Source organism: Halorubrum sp. Ea1, from assembly GCF_002252965.1.
GTDB lineage: Archaea > Halobacteriota > Halobacteria > Halobacteriales > Haloferacaceae > Halorubrum.
Window position 1 is genome coordinate 1 of sequence record NZ_NHPG01000096.1, and the last position, 22,969, is coordinate 22,969.

Below are 22,969 nucleotides of genomic sequence, written 5' to 3' on the forward strand. Positions count from 1 at the left end.
GAGCGTCTAAACAAGGCCCTCGCCGCAAATACGACGAGATGACTCTGTTAAAGCACTTTATTTCAATATAATATGTCTGAAACAACTGTCCGCTAAAGACTGTGTACCTATCTGAGACGCTTGGCGGTGAAGTACGCTACGCCGGTCGTAACTAACCCACAATCAGAAATCCAATGCCAGATTCCAAAACGACGGCTCTGTTGAAATCCTTAAGAACTAATAAAATCAACGTGCGAGATACAGAGAGTGTATACGGCAGCGGAAGTCCCTCAACACTGTCACGGCGTTCATGCGTGCCAGCACTCCCGATAGCAAGCTGGCGATAGAATTATCCTGAGCGCTGTTCTGCTCTCGATTATGGGCCCCACGGAGTCGTTACTGGAACTGGAGCGCCAGTTGTGGAACGCCGACGAGGAGTTCTATCGAGACAAGCTCTCTGAGGATGCCGTGATGGTGTTCCCGGAGCCGACCGGCATACTGGACCGTTCGGTTGTGCTTGAATCACTGGGTGGAGCCAACAGGTGGCAACGTATCGAGTTCGACGACGAACAGTTGCTCAAAATCGATGACGACATTTTCCAGCTGGTATATCGGGCGGTTGCAGAACGTAGTGAGGACGGGTCCGAATACACGGCGTTCATCACCACGACATATGTCCGGGCCGACGGCTCTTGGCGACTCAGCTCTCATCAACAGACGCCAATCGACGAGTGAGTTGGGTCCCGTCGTCGCTGACCGACTCGCGCTGTGTATTCAGCACGCCCCAAAAATATATCACTAATTGAGGATTTCAACAGAGCCAAAAACTCAATTAGCACTCCCACACAAATAGCGACGACTGTATTCACAATCTCCAACAAAAGAGCGTTGACTGGAGTAGTGGTGGTGCGCGGTGAGAGAGTAGTGGGGGCAGCGCGGCCAGCAGGGTGGTTTTTGCTGTCTGTTTTGTGTCAAATATAGTGTATTCAATTTTCTCGATACTGGTCTCAAAATCATGTATAAACTTTCTAAAGGAATTTATAGCTGTTTTGAATCATCACACCATCCGCTGAACTGGTTCAAAATGACCAGAGAAATCGTTAATCCTGGTAAAGTTGTGCCAACGCTCTGGCGCTTATATAGGGGTGGCTGTCCATGCGATGAACAAGACGTGTTCCCCATGTCAAGCAAAACATCCTCCTCACCACTGCAGGCGCCAAGGCAGGTCGGGGCGAGACTCACGAGTGCGTGCTGGAACCGAGCAGCTGCGAGCGTCCGTGCAACCGCCTTCTGGGCAGCGATCCTCTTGCCGCTCGCGTACATTCCCGCCGCGTACGGGGCGATTGGCTTCGCTCAGGCTTGGAGCTCCATTGCGCTCATCGCGTTCCACATTGCGTGTGTCGTCACCGGACACAACCACAATAGCGTTACAAGCCAGCTATGAGCACAACGAATACCGCCACTCAGCTGGCCGCAGAGGGCGATTCGCCAACGTCGAAAGCCGACCAGCTCGCGGCGTTCCTCCGGGACGAAGCCGCCGACGGAGAGATATACTTCAAAGCGAAGTTCATTGCCGACGATGTCGGCCTCTCACCGAAGGAGATCGGTGCGTTGGTCGTTCAGCTTCAAGACTCCATGCAGGATGTTGAGATTGAAAAGTGGTCATACACTGGTGCGACGACGTGGCGCGTCGCCCCAAATTAAACAAACCGCAGTGTGGCGTCCACTTTTGCTCTGTTACTCAACCCACAGGCCATAGGGTAAGAGCGCTGTCTCATTAACAGATCAGAATCTCCCTCGCTGCCCCATTGGTTCCCACGACGGGAGCAGCCTGCATCACCGACTGTAGACTGCAACAACACCGTTCGTGCTCATTCCTCTGTGAAGAGCCCTGCAACGATCGTCTCAATCAACGCATCCTCAACCTGCTCGTAAGCGGCGTCACTATCTGCACCGATCGGGGCGTTTCTCGATCGCGCTGTAAAGACAAGTGAAATGAACAACTGGTCGATCAGTTCCGAATCATCATATCGGAACGTCTCAAGCTTAGCCCAGCGCTCAGCGAACGGCAGCTTTGGGTCGTGGGTTCCGATCCCAATCGACTCTTCGTCAGCCCCGGTGTCGGCGATGCGGTCCTGTAACGCGCGCAACTCCCCATCGACGATCAGCGAAGAGATGAGCGGATTCGCACGCACCTCTCTGAGCGTCGTCTTAAGCAACACTTGCACCTCCTCGCGCGGGGTTTTAACGTCGCTGACAGCGTCCACAATTTTCTCCTCTAGTGACCTCCGCTCGGCGAGGAGGACCTCGATATACAGTTCCTCCTTGGAATCAAAAAACTGGTAGAATGTGCTTGTTCCAATTCCTACCTCCGCTGTGAGGTCACTAATCCGTGTACGCTCGAATCCAAACTGCGTAAACAACTCTCGACCAGCGTCAACCAGCTGAGACCGGATTCGCTCGCGGTCCCGATCGGTAAATCGGCTCATGCGGGTGATGTCTCGTCCCTTGCTTTTGATCCGGAATGTTCCATCGATCCTACTTCATGAACACAAAAACAAAAAGTTTATTGATTCATGCCCGTGTGAACCGCTATGGAGCACCTCACGGTCGTCGAGGATGCGATGCGGTTTGGTCAACAGTACCGACATATGACGCAGATGTCGACGGTGACACGATGAGACACACATACATCCATAACTTTGATGGCCGCTTCGGGAGGGGATCGGTGTGAGACGGCCTCCGCTGCTTGCTGTGTTCGTTGCGGTGTTGATGGTGACAAGTGGGACTGTCGGCGTGGTCGCTGGCATGGCCCCCGTGAGCTCAACTACTGATGGCCCATCAGCAACGGCACTTACCGACACGCCGCTGATGAGTTCGACCACACAAGCTCAGACCGTGGGCATCGTTCGTGGTTCACCGGATCTCTCCGTGGCGATCGCCCGACCAGAAGTCACCCCTGGCCGGACGAATGAAGTGACACTCCAAGTTATCAATGACGGTGAAACGTCTCTCAGCACACCACAGACGCGCGAAATCGTCACCACTGCACGAAATGTGCGTCTCACAGCCGAGGCCGATGACAACCCGCTCAGCGTCGAGACAGGCACCCGTGCGCTCGGCGCTGTGACTGAAACAGCTCCTCGCGAGGTACCTATTGGGGTGACCGTACCGAACGGGACAGAGCCAGGGAGCTATGAACTCGACATTGAATTAGAGTACTCCTACACGCGACAACAGAGTGGAGACGTTACCTATGACCGAGAACGGACTGTGACGGTCGAGGCTGAGGTTGAGGTCACGAAGGATGCACGTTTTCGGATTGTTGACGTGACGACTAACACACAGATCGGCGATCAGGGAACTATTGAGGCCACAATCAGGAATGTCGGTGCAAGGGCGGCGTACGATACGACAGTCGCGCTCGAGTCGTCAAGCGCTGGGTTGGCGCTCGGACAGGGCACCTCAGACGCAGCTCGGATCGGCTCGATTGCCCCTGGGGAGACGGTCACTGTTCCGTACGATGCTTCGTTTACATCAACAGCACCCACCCGACAGTACGCCCTCTCTGGTCAGGTCTCCTTCGAGACACCGGACGGCATTCCACATGTTGATGAGGGACTGTCTGCTGGTGTGGCACCACTCGGTGAGCAGACGTTCGCCGTAAGCGATGTCGAATCCTCGCTACGCGTCGGGGAAGATGGTGAACTCACGGCCACCGTTACCAATGATGGACCGGTTGCAGCGAACAATGTCGTTGTGCAGTATGCAGGTGAGTCTTCAAGCATCATTCCAATCGAGCGCTCAACCGCAGTCGGTACGCTTGACTCTGGTGAGTCTGCGGAGTTTGCGCTTCCGATTTCGATCGGGAGTGAAGCCGAATCTGGCCTCCGATCGCTTGACCTTGCGGTCCAGTATCGGAACGATGAGGGTGAAGCTCGGCGCTACAACGAGATTGCTGTTAACGCTGACGTCGCAGCTGAGCGCGACCGCTTTAGCGTCGCCATCGAGAACCGCACTATCGAAGCGGGCGGTACGCGAACGGTTGAAGTCGCCGTGACAAACAATCTTGAAGAGCCCGTAAGCGATGTTGAGGCCCGATTATTCGCTGATGACCCGCTTGATACGGGCGCCACCGATACAGGATACGTTCAATCGCTCGGACCCGGTGAGACCACGACAATGACATTTGAGTTGACAACTACCGGTTCTGCGACCGCCGGAAGCACCTACCCCATCTCGCTTGACTTTCGGTATGATGACGCTGACGGCGACAGCCAACTCTCGGACACATATCGCGTGCCAATCGACGTGATTGCAAGTGAGAGTGGTGGACTCCCCCTCCCCGTGATCATTGTCGCGCTGCTCGTGGTTGCAACTGCTGGGCTCGTCATCTACCGGAGGCGGCAGTAGCTGATGTCGGTCGGTGAGCGAATCGAGGCGGGAACGCGTCGGCTCAATGGCGCCGTCGTCGACCGGCCACGACAGGTCATCGTTGCGTTTCTCGTGCTTACAGTGGTGTTTGCCGGTGGGATGGGACTCGTTAGTACTGACACCGGAGCCACCGACGCGTTCACAGAAGGGCTAGACGAGCAGGAAGCACTTGATGCGGTAAATCAAGAGTTTGCCGATCCCTTCGAACCGGAGAGCGAGTCCACCCAACTCATCCACACCGGCGGGAACGTTCTCACACAGGAGGCGCTTGTTCGTGAACTCAGACTGCTTGAGGAGATCACACAGCGTGATGACCTTCGTGTGTCGTCGGTAAACGGCCCCGCGACAGTTGTCGCTCAGACGATTGATCCGTCAGCGACGACGATTCCAGAACAGCGACGTGTCATAGAACGCGCCAGCCCCACACAGATCCGTCGTACCATTCGTGAGTTGCAGGGTAACCCACGCTTTAGCCGGGCGTTATCAACCGATTTTAACCCGACGAGCGTCAGCGCGTCAGCCTCAATTACGGTCATATCTCATGACGTCCCTGCTGGCTTTACTAGCACAAATCTGCAAGAGATTCAAACGACGATTCAAACGATCACGAACGACTCGCCTGGCGATATCCGAGCCTTCGGCATGGGTGTCACGAACGCCGAGACAGCCAACGTCATCGTCGATTCGCTTACGATTGTGATGCCGGTTGTTGTGCTGCTGTTGTTGCTGTTCTTGATTGTCGCCTATCGTGACCCGATTGACCTAGCTTTGGGGCTGTTGGCGCTGCTGATGACGGTCATCTGGACGTTCGGATTCTTGGGCTTCTCTGGCATCCCGTTTAGTCAACCGATGATCTCAGTCCCAGTGTTGTTGCTCGCCGTTGGCGTCGACTTCGGGATTCATATCATCAACCGCTACCGCGAAGAGACGGTCAAAGGGTATGCGGCTTTTGAGGCGATGCGCGAGGCAAACAATCAGCTGATGATCGCTTTCATTATCGTGACGGTGACGACGGTGTTCGGCTTCGGCGCAAACGTGATCTCAGATCTCGGCCCGATCCGCGACTTGGGGATCGCCTCAGCCACTGGCATTATGTTCACTTTCCTGATTTTCGGATTGTTTCTCCCCGCGGCAAAACTGGAGGTGGACAAACTCCGGAACGCGTACGGTGTGCCTGAATTCAATTCTGCGCCAATCTCTTCAAGTGACTCGACGCTTGGACAGCTGTTGACGTTCCCTACACAAGTCAGTCAGTACGCGCCGATCGCCTTTGTGATTGTGTTGATCGTCAGTGGGGGGATGGCGGCGGCGTACGGAAGTGGTGTTGACACCTCCTTCGAGACAGAAGACTTCCTGCCTCCCGAAGAACTCCCAGACTACGTGACCGCCTTGCCGGAGCCGTTTGCGCCCAGCGAGTACACTGTCACAGAGACCATCACCCTCTTGGAGGATCGGTTCTCAACGAACCAAGACCAATCCGTGACGATATATGTTGAAGGGAATTTTCAGGAAGACCACGCGCTAGAGGCGCTTGCAGCACCAAACGAGGACCCACCGGACGCACTTGCCGTTGGTGATGGTGGCAGTGCTCGTCCAACTAGTATCGTTACGGTGATCCAGTCGCAGGCAGATCGTGACCCCGAATTTGCTCGACTCGTTGCCCGCAATGACGTAGATGGCGATGGGATTCCGGATCGCAATCTTGAACAGATCTACGACGTGCTGTTCGCTTCACCGGCTGGCGACCGTGCAGCACAGTATCTCACACCGGATCGCCGAAATGCGCAAGTTGAGTACGCGATAGACGCCAGTGCTTCACAAGGTGAGGCCTCTGTTGATGCACGACAGTTCGCCGAGGATTTCCGGTTTGAGGCCACGGCAACAGGACAGTTGGTCGTGTTCGACGCTGTGACAGACATCATTTTCAATTCGGCAATCCAGGGACTGATCCTCGCAATGGTGTTGACGGGACTATTCTTGGTCATCTCCTACGGGGTCTTAGAGGGGAAGCCACTCCTCGGGATTGTGAATTTATTTCCAATTCTCATCTCTATCGCGTTCTTGCTCGGTACCATGCGGTTCCTCGGGCTGTCACTGAACGCGCTGACTGCGACAATCCTCTCGATCTCAATTGGGCTCGGGATAGCGTACTCAGTGCATGCAACACACCGATTTGTCGACGAGTTTAACGAGAATGCTGATGCCTACGAGTCAATGATCATCACGTTCTCGGGGACGGGTGGCGCCCTGCTTGGAAGTATGCTTACCACCTCGCTTGGGACTGGTGCGCTCGCGCTCGCGATCACACCTGTACTTGGCGATTTCGGATTATTGACGGCGATGAGTGTCCTCTACTCATTTGTATTTACAATTGTGGCACTGCCCCCGGCAGTGTTGCTATGGGAGCGGTATCATCGTGCCCGGGCGAACACCACGTTATCTGTCGCGACCTAAGCTCGCTGCGGCTATCAATTAATAATTTTTGTCATATATTGAGCCATCACTCTCACCTAGTGAATGAGACCGTGGCGTTGCACATCCGTCACATCAGAAGCACCATCTCGAACGAAAACGCTAATCCGAGGCGTACTCTGTTGAGAACTAATGCCCTCGCCAGAGGAAACGACTGCCGCGACGCGCGAGTTTCTCGCGGAGCATCCAGAAGCTGAAGATGCGCTCGTAGCGCTTCTTGAGCGTGACGCTGACGACGACCCGTGGACGTTCGCAGAAGTAGACCTTGATTCTGGCCGGTTCGGGGAACTCGTCTCTCGTGATCTCGCGGTTACCGTTGAGGATGGGTATCGTCTCCAGCATCCGGATTCGATCCGCGCTGCGCTCGAGACGGCCGCCGCTGCTGAGGTCGAAAAGTCACCTCAGAATGAGACCGGATCTGACGACAGCAAGTCTACTGAATTTTCTGATCTTACCGTCCGTTTTGACCTTACTCGTGGTAATCTCCACACACGTCTCGCGTTAGCTGGTACCCTCTTTGCGGTTATCGCTGCACGCCTCGTCGGTGCCCCAGATGTGTTTCGCGATGGCCACGTCGTTTCACCCGGCAATGACACATACTTTTTCCGTTACTGGCAGGAGCGGCTGGCAGCCCGCGCTGATGGAATCTTTGACGTCGGACTGTTCGCGGATATGGGTGGGGCTGCGAGCACACGTCCCCTTTCACACGCTCTCAATTGGTGGCTAACAGTTTTGCTTGGTGGTCCTGACGCTGCCCCCTTTGTCGCGGCATGGCTCCCGGTCGCGGCGGCAGTTTGCCTTGGCTACGTCGTCTATCGGCTGTCGCTTCTTCTTACCGGCGATGTCCGTGTGGCTCTAGCATCTGTCTTGTTTTATGCGCTTGCGCCCTCCAATGTCGTGTACACGACCGTCGGGTTTCTTGATCATCAATCACATCAGTATTTGTGGCTTGGACTCATCGTTTTTGCATTAACAGCGCTTGCTGTTGATGTTCCTCGCCGAGCGAGAGACGCCAATCTCGAGTTGAAAACTGCGGCTTACGCTCACGCACGTGCGCCCAAGTCATGGGTTATTGCGGCTGGGCTCGCGGTTGCTGTTGGGGCGTCTGCTCACCTGTGGGGCGGCTCGCCGCTCACATTCATTCCGGTTGCTATCGTGGTCGGGCTCCGTGTTCCACTCGATATCCGGCATAGCAGTTCGCCAATGTATGGAAATACGCCGCTTGTGGGCGGGTTAACTGTCGGCGCAGGACTCGCAGTCGCTGCGCATCTCACTCTTGGCTGGCATGAGACTATTGCTGCAGTTACACCCCTGCTTGTTGCCGGGGGCGCACTCGTTGTTGTGGCTGGTGGAGATCTGTGGCGACGGAGCTCTCGCTCTGCCTCGCAGTTCATTCTCGCTGAACTGGTCGTCGTTGTGGGTGGCCTTCTCGTGTATCGGATACTCCGTCCTAGCGATATCGCTCGGTTCCAGGTCCGCGCTAGCGACCTGTTTTTCCGAGAGGGTGTAACGGAGACCGCCTCCCTGTTTAGCCCCGATTTTGCAGTTGTACTGGGTCCGCTGTTCCAACTTGGGCTCGGATTTTACTTGGGGATCGTCGTTCTGGCGGCGATGTCTTGGGTTGTCGTCCGCCGATATGAACCTGGCTGGCTCGTGCTTGTCTGTTTTGCATGGTACTACATGCTGCTCGCAGCGATACAAGTGCGATTTGCGGGCCAGCTGGCGATTTTTATTGCACCTTTCGCCGGTATTGGTCTGCTCTACCTGCTCGCTGCCATCGACATTTCCCGACCGGTTGATATATTGCGTCCGGCGAGCGCAACTGAGATGGTTAGCTCTCTTTCCCGATCTCAGCGCCCACGTGATGAGAGTGGCTCTTTCCTCAATCGTGATAGTGACGCCGATACTGAGTATGACACCACCACTCTCCAGATTCCGGACGGGATGCGCTTGCGTGGGTATCTTATTGCCACGGTCGCACTCGTCCTCTTGTTCAATCTTCTACTGGTACCACCGCTTGTCGGGCAAACAACGCATGAACCCGCACAGTTTGCTGCCGCACAGACCATTGACACACATGCTGATTCTGTCGACCGTGACTATCCAGCAAACTTCGTGTTGAGTCGGTGGGACGACAACCGGATGTACAACTATTTCGTGAGTGGTCAGTCACAAAATTACAGATATGCCCAGCAGAATCACGAACAGTTCCTTGCCGCTGAGGACCCTGATGTGTGGTACGATCAGTTTCAGGGTCGTGTCGGCTACGTCGTCATCACAGACCGAGAAAATGCTCCCCCGGCAAACAACACCTACAAAACGCTGTATGAGGGGTATGGGATCGGCACTAATGACACAGTTGCGACTAGCCACTACCAACTACTCACTACTGACAGCGGTGTACGTACTTTCGCAGTGGTTCCGGGTGCACTAGTGCGTGTGAACGGGCCAAACGGCGACAGGGTGACTGCCACAACGTCAGTATCAATCTCTGATGAGACGCACGAATACTCTCGCAGCGCCACACTTGCTAACGGAACTGCGTCAATCCGTGTTGCCTATCCCGGGGAGTACACCGTCGGTAATCAGACAGTTAACGTGACCGAAGAAGCAGTCCGCGCGGGTAATCAAACTGTCATTCGACAATCGTAGCCTCCGAGATAGTGGCCGCGCATATCATTAGCAACATTACTTATTGACATAGTGTCTGGAAGTGGATTTTGGCTCAAGGCCACTTACTACTGCGGTTGATTAAGATCATTCGACTATACATTCCAGTCCGGAGTCGGATTATTAACAACTCTCGGAATCACCACATTAGTCGGCCGTTTGAACGTAGACGAACAGTGGCTATAGCTGACCCACAGGAGACTAGACCAATTACGGCTGCTGTTGTGGATACGAATCCCTGCCCACGATTTTGACTTAGCGGTTGCCGGGTCTCATGAGATGGCTGTGGACACAGACATCTTTGACTCACGACGTATCGATGTCAATCCAGATTGTAGAACCTAGCTATGGATCAGCATTCTACGAAGAGAGGGATGGAGCGGGGAGGCCGACGCACCAGTCTCGCAGTGATGCGTCGGGAACCCAACAAGGGGCACCGCTGATCCCCTACCAGGAGACGAAGCGCGCTGCCCCACAGTTGGCCCATAAACAATTGGTTTCGCCAGCAAAATAATCTTATCGGCTCTCCAGCGGTAGTGTTTAGATAAGCTGATTCCATGCGAAGGCGAACGCTTGCAACCAATTTTCAGCGGTATTCGGCTCAACATGGCTAAACGTATTTGAGAATTGGTTTGTTCGTCGTTTTACTTCACGAAAGACACGTTCGACGGCATTCCGATTCCCATGTGTGACATGTTGGAATCGGAGCCCGTGACGATGGCAGGCCGCCTGCAACCACGGAGCACCGTCGACGAGAAAGGTGGCGTCGTCGACGTGATGTTTCTCACGCAATTCGGAGAGAAACATCGAGGAGATCGCGTTTGTTCTCGTCGGATACAGCCGAACGTGGAGCAGGCGGTTCGTGTCGGGATCGACGGCAGCATACAGCCAATATCGCTCAGAATTGAGCTGAATCACGGTTTCATCGACCGCAACGTGATTCGGATCGGCACCGTCTGTCGGCTGTAGATCCGCTTTCTGTACCCACCGATGGACGGTGGTTCGATGTCGATCGACACCCAACTTCTCAAGAACCGAGACTGTATCCGAAAGTGATAGACCAGCCAAATGGAGTCGGATACTGAGCTTCATCGCCGGCTCGGGTGTCGCCTCTCGCTCCAGAAAATCTAACTCGATACAACCGCTATCGCCGCTGAGGCGGTCGAACGAGAGCATGAACCACTCGATCTTTTGACCGCCTCATCCTTCGACCTTATCTCAACACCACCTCTCCAGCAGGCCTCTATAGGTCATGCCTGATGGACGGGACATTGTATTGTTACAGGAATCTGAATTGGGCGTCTGACAGGCGTAAGCCGCCTTCTGCTAGTTATTACCACGCAAGCCAATAGACACAAAGTATTTACCAAAACCCCCACGTGTTGAATATGCAGTACCCCTACCAGCGTGGTAGATAAGTATCCACGACCGAGTCCGGCCGCACCTTGATGAAATGTTGGACGAAGCTGATCGGGCGACAAAGGTTACGGAGAAAGCCTGCCAACGCGATGCAGACCAAAACTACAAAAAATGACAAACGACAATAACACCACGCGCAAGAAGGCCAATGCGGTCTTCTTTGCGGCGGTAATGGTTGTCTCTATGCTCGCAGCCGGCTTTGTAGCCGCGCCTGCGGCGGCAGCCACGAATGGATATGCAGATAGTACTGGCAACCCTGTTGACATCGTTTTCCAGGGTCAAGATGTTTATCTGACCGGGAGCCCGCTTGATGGTGCCTCGGTGGATGACACTGTCAATCTGCGGCAGGCCAACAGCTTCGGCGACAATGACAATGTTGACGATAGCTCGCAGGTTGAGCAGCTGACCGTCGAAACTGTGGGAGACACGGGTTATGAGGGAAGTGACCTCGCCGCCAGCGATCTGGTGGTTGAGATCGACACTGATGATCTCGAAGCTGGCGATTACTTCGTTTCCGGCGCGGGCTCCCTCAATTCCACACCGGATCGCGATGACACCTTCGAAGTCACTGTTCAGTCTCTTAGCGCTGAATTCGACGATGATGAAGTGACCGACGAAGGCTCCAATGCGGAAACCGATCTTGACATATCGTCGAATCGTGGCACCTACAGCCTCAACGTGAGTGCTGACGGTGACCTCAGCGACGAAGAGCTGTACAACATCTTCAACTCCGGCAACAGTACCTCCTACTCTGACGCCAAGAGCAACGGCTACGATGGCGACATCAGCGGTGGGAACAACTACGGTGACTTCAACGTTGGTCTGTTTGATTCCAGCGAAGAGGATGCTGACGAGAAGATTGTCCTCGTCGGAATCAACGACCGCGAAGAGACAGTTGACTTTTCGGGCACTGACGCCGATGACTACGAGTTCGACTTCGATGTGACTGACACCGAAGCGTCGGACACGGCAAACATCAGTGTCGGCGAACTCGACCGGCAGGCTGAGTTCGGTGAGAGCGTTTACAGCCAGACTGCTGGTGACGTCGTTGAGATGACTGTCGAACTTGATGACACTGACGACGCCTGGGTCCAGCTCGGTAGCGAGGAGTCTGGCTTCGTCGACATCCTCTACATTGAAGACGACGACGACGACGGGGAAGTGACCTTTGAGGTCAACACCCGGACTGTCGGCACGAACGTTCCTAAGAGCGTCGTCTACAACAGTGAAGACGACATCGTCAACAGTGAGATGTACGACGGCCTCTCGAATGACCAGGCAGTTGACTACCAGAATGAGGATGGCGACAACCTCTCGGATAGTGACGACTTCCAGCAGTATCTCGAAGACATCGGCCAGATCGGTGACGGTGACAGTAAGTTCAGTCAGCTGACGCGTCCGCTCCAGCCGACGACCTACGAAGTTGCCGTGAACGGCAACAACGTGTTTGTCGTCAATGATGATGACAACTCCGAGCTGGACAACGAGATCGGCTTGACGACGCTTGACCTGACTCAGCCCGGTGTCGAGAACGTCCAGACGTGGACTGCACCGAACAACCCGGCTGACGAGACGACGAACACCACCGAGCTGCTGGACACAGTGACGCAGAGCTCGGACATTGCGCTTGACGACCAGCTCGTCATCCAGGCGGAAGCCACCGGGATCTACGGTCACATGGTTGCCATCGAAGGTGACTTCGACGCGCTTGATAACGGATTCAGCGCCGGCACGCTCCATGAGCTTGACACCCGTACGGGTGAAGGTGTGAACATCGAAGTTGAGGCTGACGACGCTACGGGCAACCAGGACCCGACGTCGCTCGATCTCGAGAACGCCCCTGAAGACGCTATCCAAGTCGTCGTTGATGAGGAGTCGGGGCAGATGTTCATCGTAGTCGACACGAGCACCAGCGATGCGTTCTCGGAGTCGGTTGACGATGGCACGGACTTCACGGCTGAGATCGAGTACGAAGCTGACGACGAAGAACAGTTCAACTTCGTTGACGCAACGTCTGGAGCACTGGGTGGCGCAGACGGTGACGATACCGCAGCTGCGTACCCGTACTTCGCGGCTGGTGAGGACAACACAGAGTCGGCCACCGCTGACTTCAACCTCGCCGACCGCGACGCTTCGTTCGACAACGTTAACGACAACGATCAGGTCGAGATTGCCAACGCGGACGACGCGACGGTCACCGGTACGACCAACGTCGCACCCGGCTCGGACGTAAGCGTTCGTGTTCAGTCGGCAGGTGGCGTCTCGCCTTCGTTCGTTGAGACGGGCGACGCGAACATTAGCGATGACGGCACGTTTGAGGCCGAACTCGATCTCAGTAGTGCGTCGGTCGACGACGAAGCGACGGTTGACTTCCGCGTTGCAGGCAGCTCGGTTGCTGACTCCGACGCGATCCTCGTCGAAGACACTCAGGATCCGGCAAGCTTCGAGGTTTCGGACCTGAGCCCGCAGGAAGCCACTGCCGCTGCTGGTGACTCGGTCACGGTTTCGGCCACGATCGAGAACACTGGTGGTGCAGAGGGTACCCAGTCTGTCGCGCTCACGCTTGACGGCGAGGAGCTCGACAGCCAGGAAGTTACGCTTGGTGCCGGCAACAGCACCACCGTCGAGTTCACGGCCGACACGTCCGGCCTCGACGCTGGTGACTACGAGCACGGTATCTCCACCGACGACGACGAAGCGACCGGCACGCTCACCATCGAATCCACCGGCGACGACGGTGGCGACGGTGACGACGGTGGCGACGGCGACGACGGTGGCGACGGCACTGACGGCGAAGACGGGACTGACGGCGAAGACGGCGGCGACGGGGAAGACGGTGGCGACGGCGGCACCGACGACTCCACGCCCGGCTTCGGCGCTCTCGTGGCCCTCGTGGCCCTCATCGCGGCTGCGCTCCTCGCTACGCGGCGTAACGAGTAACGTAGCTGCGACGCTTCACACTCGCTAACTATCGGCCCTCGCGGGCCGACCCCTTGCGGTCCTTCTTTATCGAACTCGACCACCCAGCGACAGCACGCGGTATCGAAACCGTCGATACTGGGCGGTATCCGTACCTATTCATGTGACGAGTGTGACCGTCTGACGCTGGCGACACACCACTAAGCCACGGGAATGAGACACCGTCTATCGACATCATGTCGGCGCAACGTTGAGTGTGTCGCCAGATCAATTCCGTACAGTATTCTGGAGGTTTTGCCACCTCAACCCATATTCAGCTTAGCGCAGTCATCTCATATAACTGCGAAGAGCGGCTCCTGCAGTCGCTAACTCTGTTTTCATCGAGAACAGTTCATAGACAGCCTTCATCAGCATGACTCTCCAACTTCACAAACGGTGAAAGATGGATTATGATGTACGTTTACCCAGCTAGTAGCGTCTTCTTCGGTGCGTTGCTCGTCATCCAGCTTGGGATTCAACAACACACTAGCAGTGGCGTGATCAGCAATCTTCTGTGTGGGACTGTGGCGCAGCTTGGCCGGGACGCTTGACTTATACTCCCCGTCCCGAGAGTATCTGGTTAGTGCTGTTTTTTGTTTACCATCGTGTGGTCGGCGTATTGTGTCGTTTGCTCGCAGGCGGCTCCCCAACCCCTCAGCAAGGCGACAATATACACAGCATTAATTGTGTGCCATCGGCGTACAATACTGATAACAAATATTGATACATTAACGCAGTTGAGACTGTGCTTTCTCAAGTGGAAAGACAAGAGTTACAAGAAATCTCAGATAGTATAACCTGATGACACAGTCCTCAGGTCGTCGATCCTTCCTTGCCTTGACGGGCACCAGTGCTACCGCGGCTCTTGCAGGTTGTACCGATCTAAATACTCAGCCGCAAACTGACGGGGACGAGGGAGCTACTACCGACTCTGAGGCAACACTCACGGTCCAAATCCGAGCCGATCAAGCAGAACTCACCAGTTTCCAAGAAGAGCTTCGGGCAGACATTGAAAATGGAAACCTTTCCCGTGCAGAAGCGCAACAAGCATACCAGAACAAGCAGGAAGAGCTGATACAAAATGCCACCAGCACGTATGAGGATGCCGTTGCTGATGATAATGCGGTTTCAGTTCAGGATGCAGAGCCGACAGTTGGCCTCCTCCGTCTCACCGCCCCCGCTGCTACGTTTGTAAGCGGACTTGAAGATGGAGATCTGGCTGCAATTTTACCGGCTGCATACTTCGATCAATATCTCCAGCAACAACAACTCCAAGAAAATAATAAACAACAAACAGAAGAGGAAACCAACAACACGTCCGACTAGCTTCTTCTACCTGAACACAGCAAACCCAACCTGAAGAGCATCGCAGAACAACTATCACAGCCGTCTGGTTGTCGCGGCAGCCCTTCCGTCTGATACTCTTCGCTTTCAGTTCGGCTCCGGTGGTCGGATCCACAGATCATTTCCCCTTTTATACAAAAGCACTCTGCAGCACCACACGGTGGTCCTGATTAAGATTCTGCGACAGCGTCATCTGTTTCGCCTTTGCCATCTTCCTGAGCAGTCAGTCGCTCCTCTACGCGGTCGCGATCCTCAGGGTATCCAACGTCGATTCGCCATCCATCCAGCCGAATCGCGTCGATAGTTCGACCAGATTGAATGAGGAGATCGATCGCGTCAGGAAGTTCATACTCGCCACGGTCAGAAGGCTGGACGAGATGGCACGCGTGGAAGATCGCAGGCGTGAACGTATAGAAGCCGGTCATCACAAGGTTACTTGGCGGGTCATCCGGCTTTTCGACGACTTCGACGACCTCACCGTATTCGTTGGTGTCAAGAACCCCGTACCGAGAGGCTTCCTCATAGGGCACTTCTTCAACAAGAAACGCGGCGTCTGCACGCTCTTCCTGTTGGCGCCTGGCTACATCACCCAAGTTTCCGCGAAAGATGTTGTCGCCGAGCATAAGCATAAAATTGCCATCGACATGGGGTTCTGCTTGGAGGATGGCGTGGGCTAAACCAAGCTGTTCCCGCTGATGTGTGTACGTGATTGGAACGTCACGATACTCGTCTCCGTACCGATCGATGATCTGTTCGGCCTTGTAGCCGACAACAACAATCAGCTCTGTGGCGCCGGCCTCGATGAGATTTTCAAAGACATCTTCGATAAGAGGGGTTTCATCAACCTCAACGAGGACTTTCGGTTTATTATCGGTAAGTGGGCGGAGACGTGTTCCTTTCCCTGCAGCAAGTACAACCGCTTGCATAAACAGACGGTGTCGGTGATGTGGGAAATACTTTGTCATCAATCTACACCCTTACTCATCATTCGTCCACAGGATTACGGTGAACCTGGGAATCTCTCAGTGGCCGTCGATGTCCCCCTGTGGAGGGACCCACGTCTGAAGCCGTGGAATGATGTCAGATGGAGATTCGTCGGACCTGTGGAGGGAGGTTATCAATAATTGTTTGCCGAAAACGACCAGAGAGTCCAAATAGCATTGCAAAGTATACCCCAGCGCCAAGCCCCACCAACACAAACACAACAACGATATTGACATCAAAAAGTGAGTATGTCGACTCAAACCAGAGTCCAGAATAGACCACTAGGCCCATAACAGCTGCGGCGACCCACTGTTTAATAATCTCACCAGCGGGAATCGAGAATTCAATCAGTGACGAGAGCGTGGCGTAGGCTACACCAAGACTTACTGCAACTGAGGTGGTTGTCGCCACGGCTGCGCCGACAACACCGAATGAGGGGATTACACTGAGGTTTAAGATTACGTTTCCGACAATGAACACTGCATTGATCCGGAATGACAGATCCGGTCTGTCGAGAGCATTTAATGTGTTTGTGAACTGCCGCTGGTATCCTTGGATCAGCGTTGCAACAATGAGAATGGAGAGAACAACTGCCCCTTGAGAGAACTCTTCTCCATACACCTGAAGAAGTTGTTCGCCAAGAAGAGTCCCTCCAACTAATCCAGGTATTAAAATCAACCCGGCAAATGCAAGAGCTGTCTCGAAGAGATCGGCTACTGCTTTCCGATCGTCGTTTGCGGACATTGAACTCATTTCGGGGAATAACGTCTGGCTTAACGAACCGCCGAATAATATCAGGAATACTGCAATGTTCCAAGCAGCTGTGTATATTCCAATAAGCGAAGAAGATACAAAAAAGCCGAGAATGGACACATCCACCCAATTAAACGCTCGTGAACGGAGAGCACCAATCCACGAGAACTTCGCGTACGCGATTATACTCTGGAAATGAGACGGTCGTGGCAGCGCGATCCGGTCGAAGCTTCGGACTGCTATCCACAAACCGAGCACCGAAACAAGCGCGTAGCCGATCATGTATCCAACGAACAACCCAACTATGCCCAAACCGGCAAGTAGAGCAGCAATCTGGACAACACTCCGGGTTCCGGTTCGAATTGGTATGAAGATTCCTGATAGGTGAACAAGTTGCTGCCCTCTCAGGACAGCATTCACCAAAGACTGAATGAGATTTACAAATAATAGAAGAACAACGAATTCTGCAGCGGGATATCCGATGTAACTGTTTACAGATTCCTGAAATACAAGAACGAAGATCGCAACAATGACGAAAAGAACAGTGGAAAGTGAGACGCCGGCGGTTGCGTATTCACTTTGTGTTTGTTCCTCGCTAACACGCTTTGTGATCGCACTCGGGACCCCCATCTTGGTGATAATCCCTGACCACGCGATCATTGAAAGCACAAGATAGTAGATACCTAGGCCGTCTGACCCAAGTATCCGCCCAATAAATACTGTCGCGACGAATCCTAATACGGATGCAGAAAAGCGGGATGCAAAGTGGATAACAGACGTCTGTCCCAGACGCATGGAGTGATGTCCAAGAGAGAGAAATATAAGCGCACCTGTTTGAAACTCTCGCAAGCAACGACTCACTGACGCTAATTTTACAACATCACGCTGTGTAACCGAGTTCATGAAGCCGCTGTTTCACTTCACTGGTCACTGTGTCACTCCCCTGTGTTATCCCTGCCAGCGAGAGGTTTTCGAGAACTGAGTCAACATGTTCGCGATCAGCGCCCGTTGGTTTTTGACCGCAAGTCGGGAAATACCGAACTTGATCTTCACGTCGAACAGCATCAATCACGATCTGTTCCTGTTCTTGTCGACAAACTGAGTGCCAAGGCCCGAAATATGGCTCTCGCTCATCTGCAGGAAGCGGAAGCTCATCTCCAGGGTGTTGAATCCGATACGAGGTTGTAATTACGTCGCCGGACCGTTTTGTGAAGCTACCCTGCTGTCCCTTTAGACAGTCTTTTACTGCGTTTGGGAACTCCGTCAGTGTCGCAGGTTCGGTGATTGTATCTTCTGTGAATTCACCTGGTGGCTTGACAACCAGTGGGACGTGTGCAACCTCCTCTCCAATCCCCCAGCTGTGATCAATTAGCCTAACGTTATCGTTGAGACAACTGTACTCGCCAAATCCTTCTCCATGGTCGCTTGTTATGACGATGAAGGTATCTTCAAGTTCACCGATCCGATTAAGCTCATCTACTAGCTTACCAAAGTAGGCGTCCACCTGTCTAATGCAGTCATCGTACAGACTCTTTGTAGCTTCAAGCTCCCAGAACGGACGGTCTCCAAGATACTGTGTTGGAAGCGGTCCGCCCATCGCTTCGCGGTGAAGTTCCCTGAGCGTCTCATTACCCCACTTGGTGAACGATTCCTGTGACAGGTAGGGGTAGTGTGCGTCCATGAGATTGAGACAGGCAGCCCACGGACCACTCCCGGAATCTCGCCATTCTTGGAATGACTTGATATATTCGCCAGCGTGCTCTCTTGTCGGCTCATAGACTCCGGTTGTGTTCCCCAACTCCCGCGAGATCCCATTCACAATTCCTTTGATAGGAGAGTCACTGCGAAAACACGTTTTGAGATACTCAATGTAACTCGGGTCCCCTGCCACCTGAGCGGGACCAAGTGCCTCCGGAAACACGAGTTCTTGGCGCTTTGGACCCACAACCGTCTCGAAAAACATCGATAGATTTGACGACTCTGCGACAATGGCATTCGGAGTAAACAACCCCGTACGGTATCCTTCGTCTGCCAAGTGTTCCCAGATTGTGTGGCCAGAATCTATGTGAGCAGTGTGAGTCGTAGCGCGGTGTTCAGCGACTTCCAAGCCAGTAAAGAAGCTCACATGGCTTGAAATACTGTGTATACCGGGTGACCTCGCATTAACATATGTTGTTGCGCGTTCTGCAAATTCATCCAATCTCGGTGTCGTATCCCGCGGATAACCGAGGTGGCCGACGTTCTTGGCTCGAACGCTGTCAAGAACCACCAGAAGAACATTCGGCTGGACCATACCCAAGGGTGCGTGTGCGGAATTATAAATGGGAAGGAGAGTAGTTGTATACTTACCGTAAATATCCAAGCTCTGCGAGTCGGTCCTCCGTTTCCGTAGATACGGTGCCTGAATCTTCTCGAAGGTTGGCTGGCTCAAGAGCATCGAAGATCCGGTTGACGGTCCCCGAATCAGTGCCATCGACAGGGATCGCGTCCTGTGCGTCCCGAATGCGGAGAGTAAGCAAGTCATCACCGTGGGTTGCATACTTGACGACATCACCGTCGTCTGTTTGTTCGTACACTGCCCGCCACGGGCCGTAGTACGCCGTTACTGGCTCGTTGCTACCATTGAACACGTCATCGTGCTCCTGAAGCAGTCGTTGAGAGGAGACGACGACCGGCTTGTCGGGCACAAACGATCTGTGCGAACACGCCCTATCCAGCGCTGCTCGAACGGTATCGGGGAATTGGGTAAGCGTCGCCGGTTCATCAATCGTAACCGCGTCATTCTGTCCTGGATACTTTACAACAAGTGGGACATGCGTAATCACTTCGTGAATTCCCCAGCTGTGGTCAATCATCCGCGTTTCGCCTGTGATCCGGCTGATCTCTCCAAATCCCTCACCATGGTCGCTTGTGATCACAACGAGTGTGTCATCGTGGACGCCCGCTCGCTTTAGTCCGGATACGATACGTTCGAGGTGTGCATCAAGCTCCAGTATCGCGCCGTCGTATAAGTTTTCGAATGCCTCCAATTGCCACCATGGTCGTCCTTGAATGAACTCATTGGCAGGCGGTTTGTCGAACTCACTGTGAAGTGATCTGAGCATGTCGTCACCCCACCGGTCATACCCCTCGGCAGGCTCGTACGGGAAATGGGCATCCATGAGATTGAGACAGGCAGCCCACGGCTCGGTTACCTCTGCCTGCCACTCAAGAAACTGCTCAACCAACGCTTCGGAATCAGGGCCCGTCTCGAGGCGGCTCCGCTGCTTCCGGTACAGATGGTCCACGGCATTGAGAAGCGATTTGATCGGTGCATCGTCGCGGAGCGAGCGGACCAGGTTCCCCGTGATCCCTTCATGAGCTGCGGTATCTGTCGGGCCGTGGGCGTCAGAGAACGGCTTCTCGGCGCTATCAGAAACCTCATCACTAACTACGTGATCAAACGGCTCGGCTAAATTCGAGGCGTGCGCCACGACAGAGTTGACAGTGAAGATGCCGGTTTGATAACCCGCTTCGGCTAATTCCGTCCAAATTGTTGTTCCTTGGCGTACCCGGTCCGCATGGCGGGTGACCCCGTGTTCTGCAACGGCCGCCCCGGTCCAGAGGCTGGCGTGGCTTGCGACGCTATGTATTCCCGGGGCTCGAGCCTGTCGGTACATAGTCGCGTCATCAGCATACGCCGACAGAAATGGGGTTGTCTCCCGGTGGTGCCCGTAGAGTTCGACGTTTTTCGCCCGGACACTGTCGAGCACAATAAGCAGGATGTTGGGGGAACTCATCTAACCTTGGCTACAGTACGGACCGTGTTTATTTATTCGGGTATGCTGGGTTCATGACGAAGACTCACCGATGCGAACCAGATTACGAATCCTCTTGGGCTAGGTTTCCCGGTACTGTTATAGTTTCTAGCCGAAATTCCCAGCCACGGATGGAACTCGGAGATGTCCCCGGGCGCGCGGTCCGTAAGTATCGCCAAGACGGCCCACAAGAACTTGTTCGTGCAGGGACGGACCTCGTGATTGAGGACGTGCTATTCTATCGACTTGTGTACCGCCGGATCCTGTGCAATCGCGTCGATATCCTGTCGCGGGAAGCCCTCCCATCGCAGTTCGACCCGCTAGTCAGCGAGCCTCACGACGGTTCGATGCGGATTAAAGCGGCTGCAGGGTTCCGTGACAGACAGACCCCTGCCGGGTATGACCCCGGCGACCGCTTCGTTTGTGAGATTCCCGACACGACGCTTCTGGGGCCTGCGGGCCCAGGGCTCACAGCCGCCGGCACCGTTGTCGCCGATACGGTCGCGACTCCACCGCTCGAGACAAGACGGATCGGTGTCGCCTTGGCACAATCGATGCGAGCAAATGGAGTTCGCCGAACCCTCAGTGCGCTTTCGGGCGACGCAGATCCGGACAGTCGTCTCAGTCTCGCCGCCCTTGCGGTACCGCCGTGGACCAACTATTATCACTGGACGGCGGAGTGTCTGATCCGCATTCGCCTGCTTGAAGCCTACGCCGATGCCAAGGGACAGTATCCTACGCTTCTCATCCCTGCCAACCCGCCCGCTTGGGTGGAAGAGTCACTCTCGATCGTTGACTATGCGGGCGAGGTACAGCGATGGGACGGCAGCATTGCGGCCGTTGAGACCCTTGTCGTCCCTACGTTTCCAGATCCGACGCCAACAGAGTGTGCGTGGCTTCGGAATCGGATGCGACAGTCCGTCTCGCTTACTGAGAGAGATTCAGAGCGGATCTATGTTGGCCGCGGGGACGCGACCGTCAGACGTGTCGCGAACCGGGATGAACTCCAGAAGGTTCTCGATCGATACAACATTAATACATATCTACTCGGTAATTTGAGTGTCCGTGAGCAGATTAACTTATTCTCGCGTGCCGAACTTGTCGTTGGGCCACACGGCGCGGGGCTGACGAACATCCTCTTTGGCGACAATCTGACTCTCGTTGAACTGTTCGGCGACAAGCAGATTGCGACGTTTGACCGCCTTGCAGCAGCGCTCGATCATGCGTATATTCCCGTCTACGGCGAGCAGACTGGCGTTGACATCCATGTGAACACAGACAAACTCGACAGTGTGATTGCTGAGTCTCTCGGCAAGTGATACAGAAATGCTCTCTTCTAACCCTCTCTCGGTCACTAGGTGAGGCATCTCGCCCAGTACCTCAAGCGCTTTTCGACTTGATTCTTTGCGGTAATTCCACTTGCCCTGAAGTCTAGAACGGTGAGGCCGGGTGGCGGACGTACCGCCTGATTGGACGGAGATTGAGGCCGGGTTCATACACAAGCCCACCCTCTACGAGCGAAGTTGGTAGTCTGAGCAAAGTAGGGTAGCGTCATTGACTGACCGTCAAACAAAACGATCGTCAGTGGCGACGAATTCGTTGGAGACCGCAGTTTCGCTTCTGCCCCCAGTAGGAGCGTCGGACTGTGTCACGCTGCTCGGAACCACCGATATAATTTCACCTAACCTATCACTGGACGGCGCTGTTGAATTACTCTTCTTCAGACACATTATCGTCTGAAACAGTCGTTAGGTGACGGGTGCACAGAGAACACAGTTAGTGAAGATTCACTGAGTTAATTATAATTCAAAACGGGGGGTTGATGCGCGAAAAGCTCTACTTATGCATAATGGCGTTACCCACACCATCGCGAGAACACTCACCATCTGCCGACGAAGCTGTTGCAAAGCTTCGTCTCTGGTTTTCCGAACTCTCCCTTCGGGAATTGGAGACAAGGGAAGTAGTCAATTGGGACAGAGACGAGAACGTCGTTAAGAGAGGCAGGGATTTCGACACGATGTGGAACAGGGTCAAGGGTCAGAATATGTCACTCATTGAAGAATTCAACGGAGCCAGGCTAGTGGGAACGATGGGCTCAGACGCTCCCATAGCCCCAACCAATTATTGAGGCCGTTAAAATGCAGTTCGTTATTATGTGT

Annotated in this window: 15 protein-coding genes; 9 read left to right on the forward strand and 6 right to left on the reverse strand. The window is 54.3% G+C overall.

From position 1 onward, the window contains the following. Window positions 1–357: 357 nt before the first annotated feature. Window positions 358–714, forward strand: a complete 357-nt coding sequence (locus tag DJ73_RS11600) for a nuclear transport factor 2 family protein (protein WP_094558018.1) — start codon at window positions 358–360, stop codon at window positions 712–714. 705 nt (window positions 715–1,419) lie between these two features. After that, window positions 1,420–1,683: a hypothetical protein gene (locus DJ73_RS11610; RefSeq protein ID WP_217900442.1), complete on the forward strand. Its 264-nt coding sequence runs from the start codon at window positions 1,420–1,422 to the stop codon at window positions 1,681–1,683. Between the two features lie 167 nt (window positions 1,684–1,850). Here the strand turns inward: DJ73_RS11610 and DJ73_RS11615 are convergent, their stop codons facing one another. Next, a complete protein-coding gene (locus DJ73_RS11615; RefSeq protein WP_094558019.1) occupies window positions 1,851–2,468 on the reverse strand; it encodes a TetR/AcrR family transcriptional regulator in 618 nt (205 codons plus the stop codon). 241 nt (window positions 2,469–2,709) lie between these two features. Here DJ73_RS11615 and DJ73_RS11620 point away from each other — a divergent pair, with 241 nt between their 5' ends. From DJ73_RS11620 to DJ73_RS11630, 3 genes are all read left to right on the forward strand, one after another. Then, window positions 2,710–4,392, forward strand: a complete 1,683-nt coding sequence (locus tag DJ73_RS11620; protein ID WP_254921639.1) for a COG1361 S-layer family protein — start codon at window positions 2,710–2,712, stop codon at window positions 4,390–4,392. Between the two features lie 3 nt (window positions 4,393–4,395). Beyond that, window positions 4,396–6,867, forward strand: a complete 2,472-nt coding sequence (locus tag DJ73_RS11625) for an RND family transporter (protein ID WP_094558020.1) — start codon at window positions 4,396–4,398, stop codon at window positions 6,865–6,867. Between the two features lie 150 nt (window positions 6,868–7,017). Then, complete coding sequence (locus DJ73_RS11630; protein WP_094558021.1) at window positions 7,018–9,537, forward strand: hypothetical protein; 2,520 nt, start codon at window positions 7,018–7,020, stop codon at window positions 9,535–9,537. A 558-nt stretch (window positions 9,538–10,095) separates the two neighbouring features. On the opposite strand, the gene DJ73_RS11635 is transcribed toward DJ73_RS11630, so the two are convergent. Next, window positions 10,096–10,731, reverse strand: coding sequence for an IS6 family transposase (locus DJ73_RS11635; protein ID WP_094558022.1), 636 nt, complete (start codon window positions 10,729–10,731; stop codon window positions 10,096–10,098). 354 nt (window positions 10,732–11,085) lie between these two features. Between DJ73_RS11635 and DJ73_RS11640 the strand changes: the two genes are divergently transcribed. Together DJ73_RS11640 and DJ73_RS19805 are read left to right on the forward strand one after the other, a co-directional pair. Beyond that, complete coding sequence (locus DJ73_RS11640; RefSeq protein ID WP_094558023.1) at window positions 11,086–13,914, forward strand: BGTF surface domain-containing protein; 2,829 nt, start codon at window positions 11,086–11,088, stop codon at window positions 13,912–13,914. 819 nt (window positions 13,915–14,733) lie between these two features. After that, a complete protein-coding gene (locus DJ73_RS19805) occupies window positions 14,734–15,258 on the forward strand; it encodes a hypothetical protein (protein ID WP_141212951.1) in 525 nt (174 codons plus the stop codon). Between the two features lie 188 nt (window positions 15,259–15,446). On the opposite strand, the gene aglF is transcribed toward DJ73_RS19805, so the two are convergent. From aglF to DJ73_RS11660, 4 genes are all read right to left on the reverse strand, one after another. Continuing rightward, on the reverse strand, window positions 15,447–16,202 hold the full coding sequence (gene aglF / locus DJ73_RS11645) for a UTP--glucose-1-phosphate uridylyltransferase AglF (protein ID WP_094558024.1): 756 nt from the start codon (window positions 16,200–16,202) through the stop codon (window positions 15,447–15,449). A gap of 154 nt (window positions 16,203–16,356) precedes the next feature. Beyond that, window positions 16,357–17,808 carry a flippase gene (locus tag DJ73_RS11650; RefSeq protein WP_094558025.1) on the reverse strand — a complete coding sequence of 484 codons (1,452 nt, stop codon included), beginning with the start codon at window positions 17,806–17,808 and terminating at the stop codon, window positions 16,357–16,359. An 85-nt stretch (window positions 17,809–17,893) separates the two neighbouring features. Continuing rightward, window positions 17,894–19,306, reverse strand: coding sequence for a sulfatase-like hydrolase/transferase (locus tag DJ73_RS11655; RefSeq protein ID WP_176451123.1), 1,413 nt, complete (start codon window positions 19,304–19,306; stop codon window positions 17,894–17,896). A 52-nt stretch (window positions 19,307–19,358) separates the two neighbouring features. Beyond that, window positions 19,359–20,792, reverse strand: coding sequence for a sulfatase-like hydrolase/transferase (locus DJ73_RS11660; protein WP_094558027.1), 1,434 nt, complete (start codon window positions 20,790–20,792; stop codon window positions 19,359–19,361). 236 nt (window positions 20,793–21,028) lie between these two features. On the opposite strand from DJ73_RS11660, the gene DJ73_RS11665 reads away from it, so the two are divergent. Next, entirely contained in the window at window positions 21,029–22,129 is a 1,101-nt protein-coding gene (locus DJ73_RS11665) for a DUF563 domain-containing protein (protein ID WP_176451124.1), read from the forward strand. A gap of 503 nt (window positions 22,130–22,632) precedes the next feature. Continuing rightward, window positions 22,633–22,938, forward strand: a complete 306-nt coding sequence (locus tag DJ73_RS19810) for a hypothetical protein (protein ID WP_141212952.1) — start codon at window positions 22,633–22,635, stop codon at window positions 22,936–22,938. Window positions 22,939–22,969: the final 31 nt, after the last annotated feature.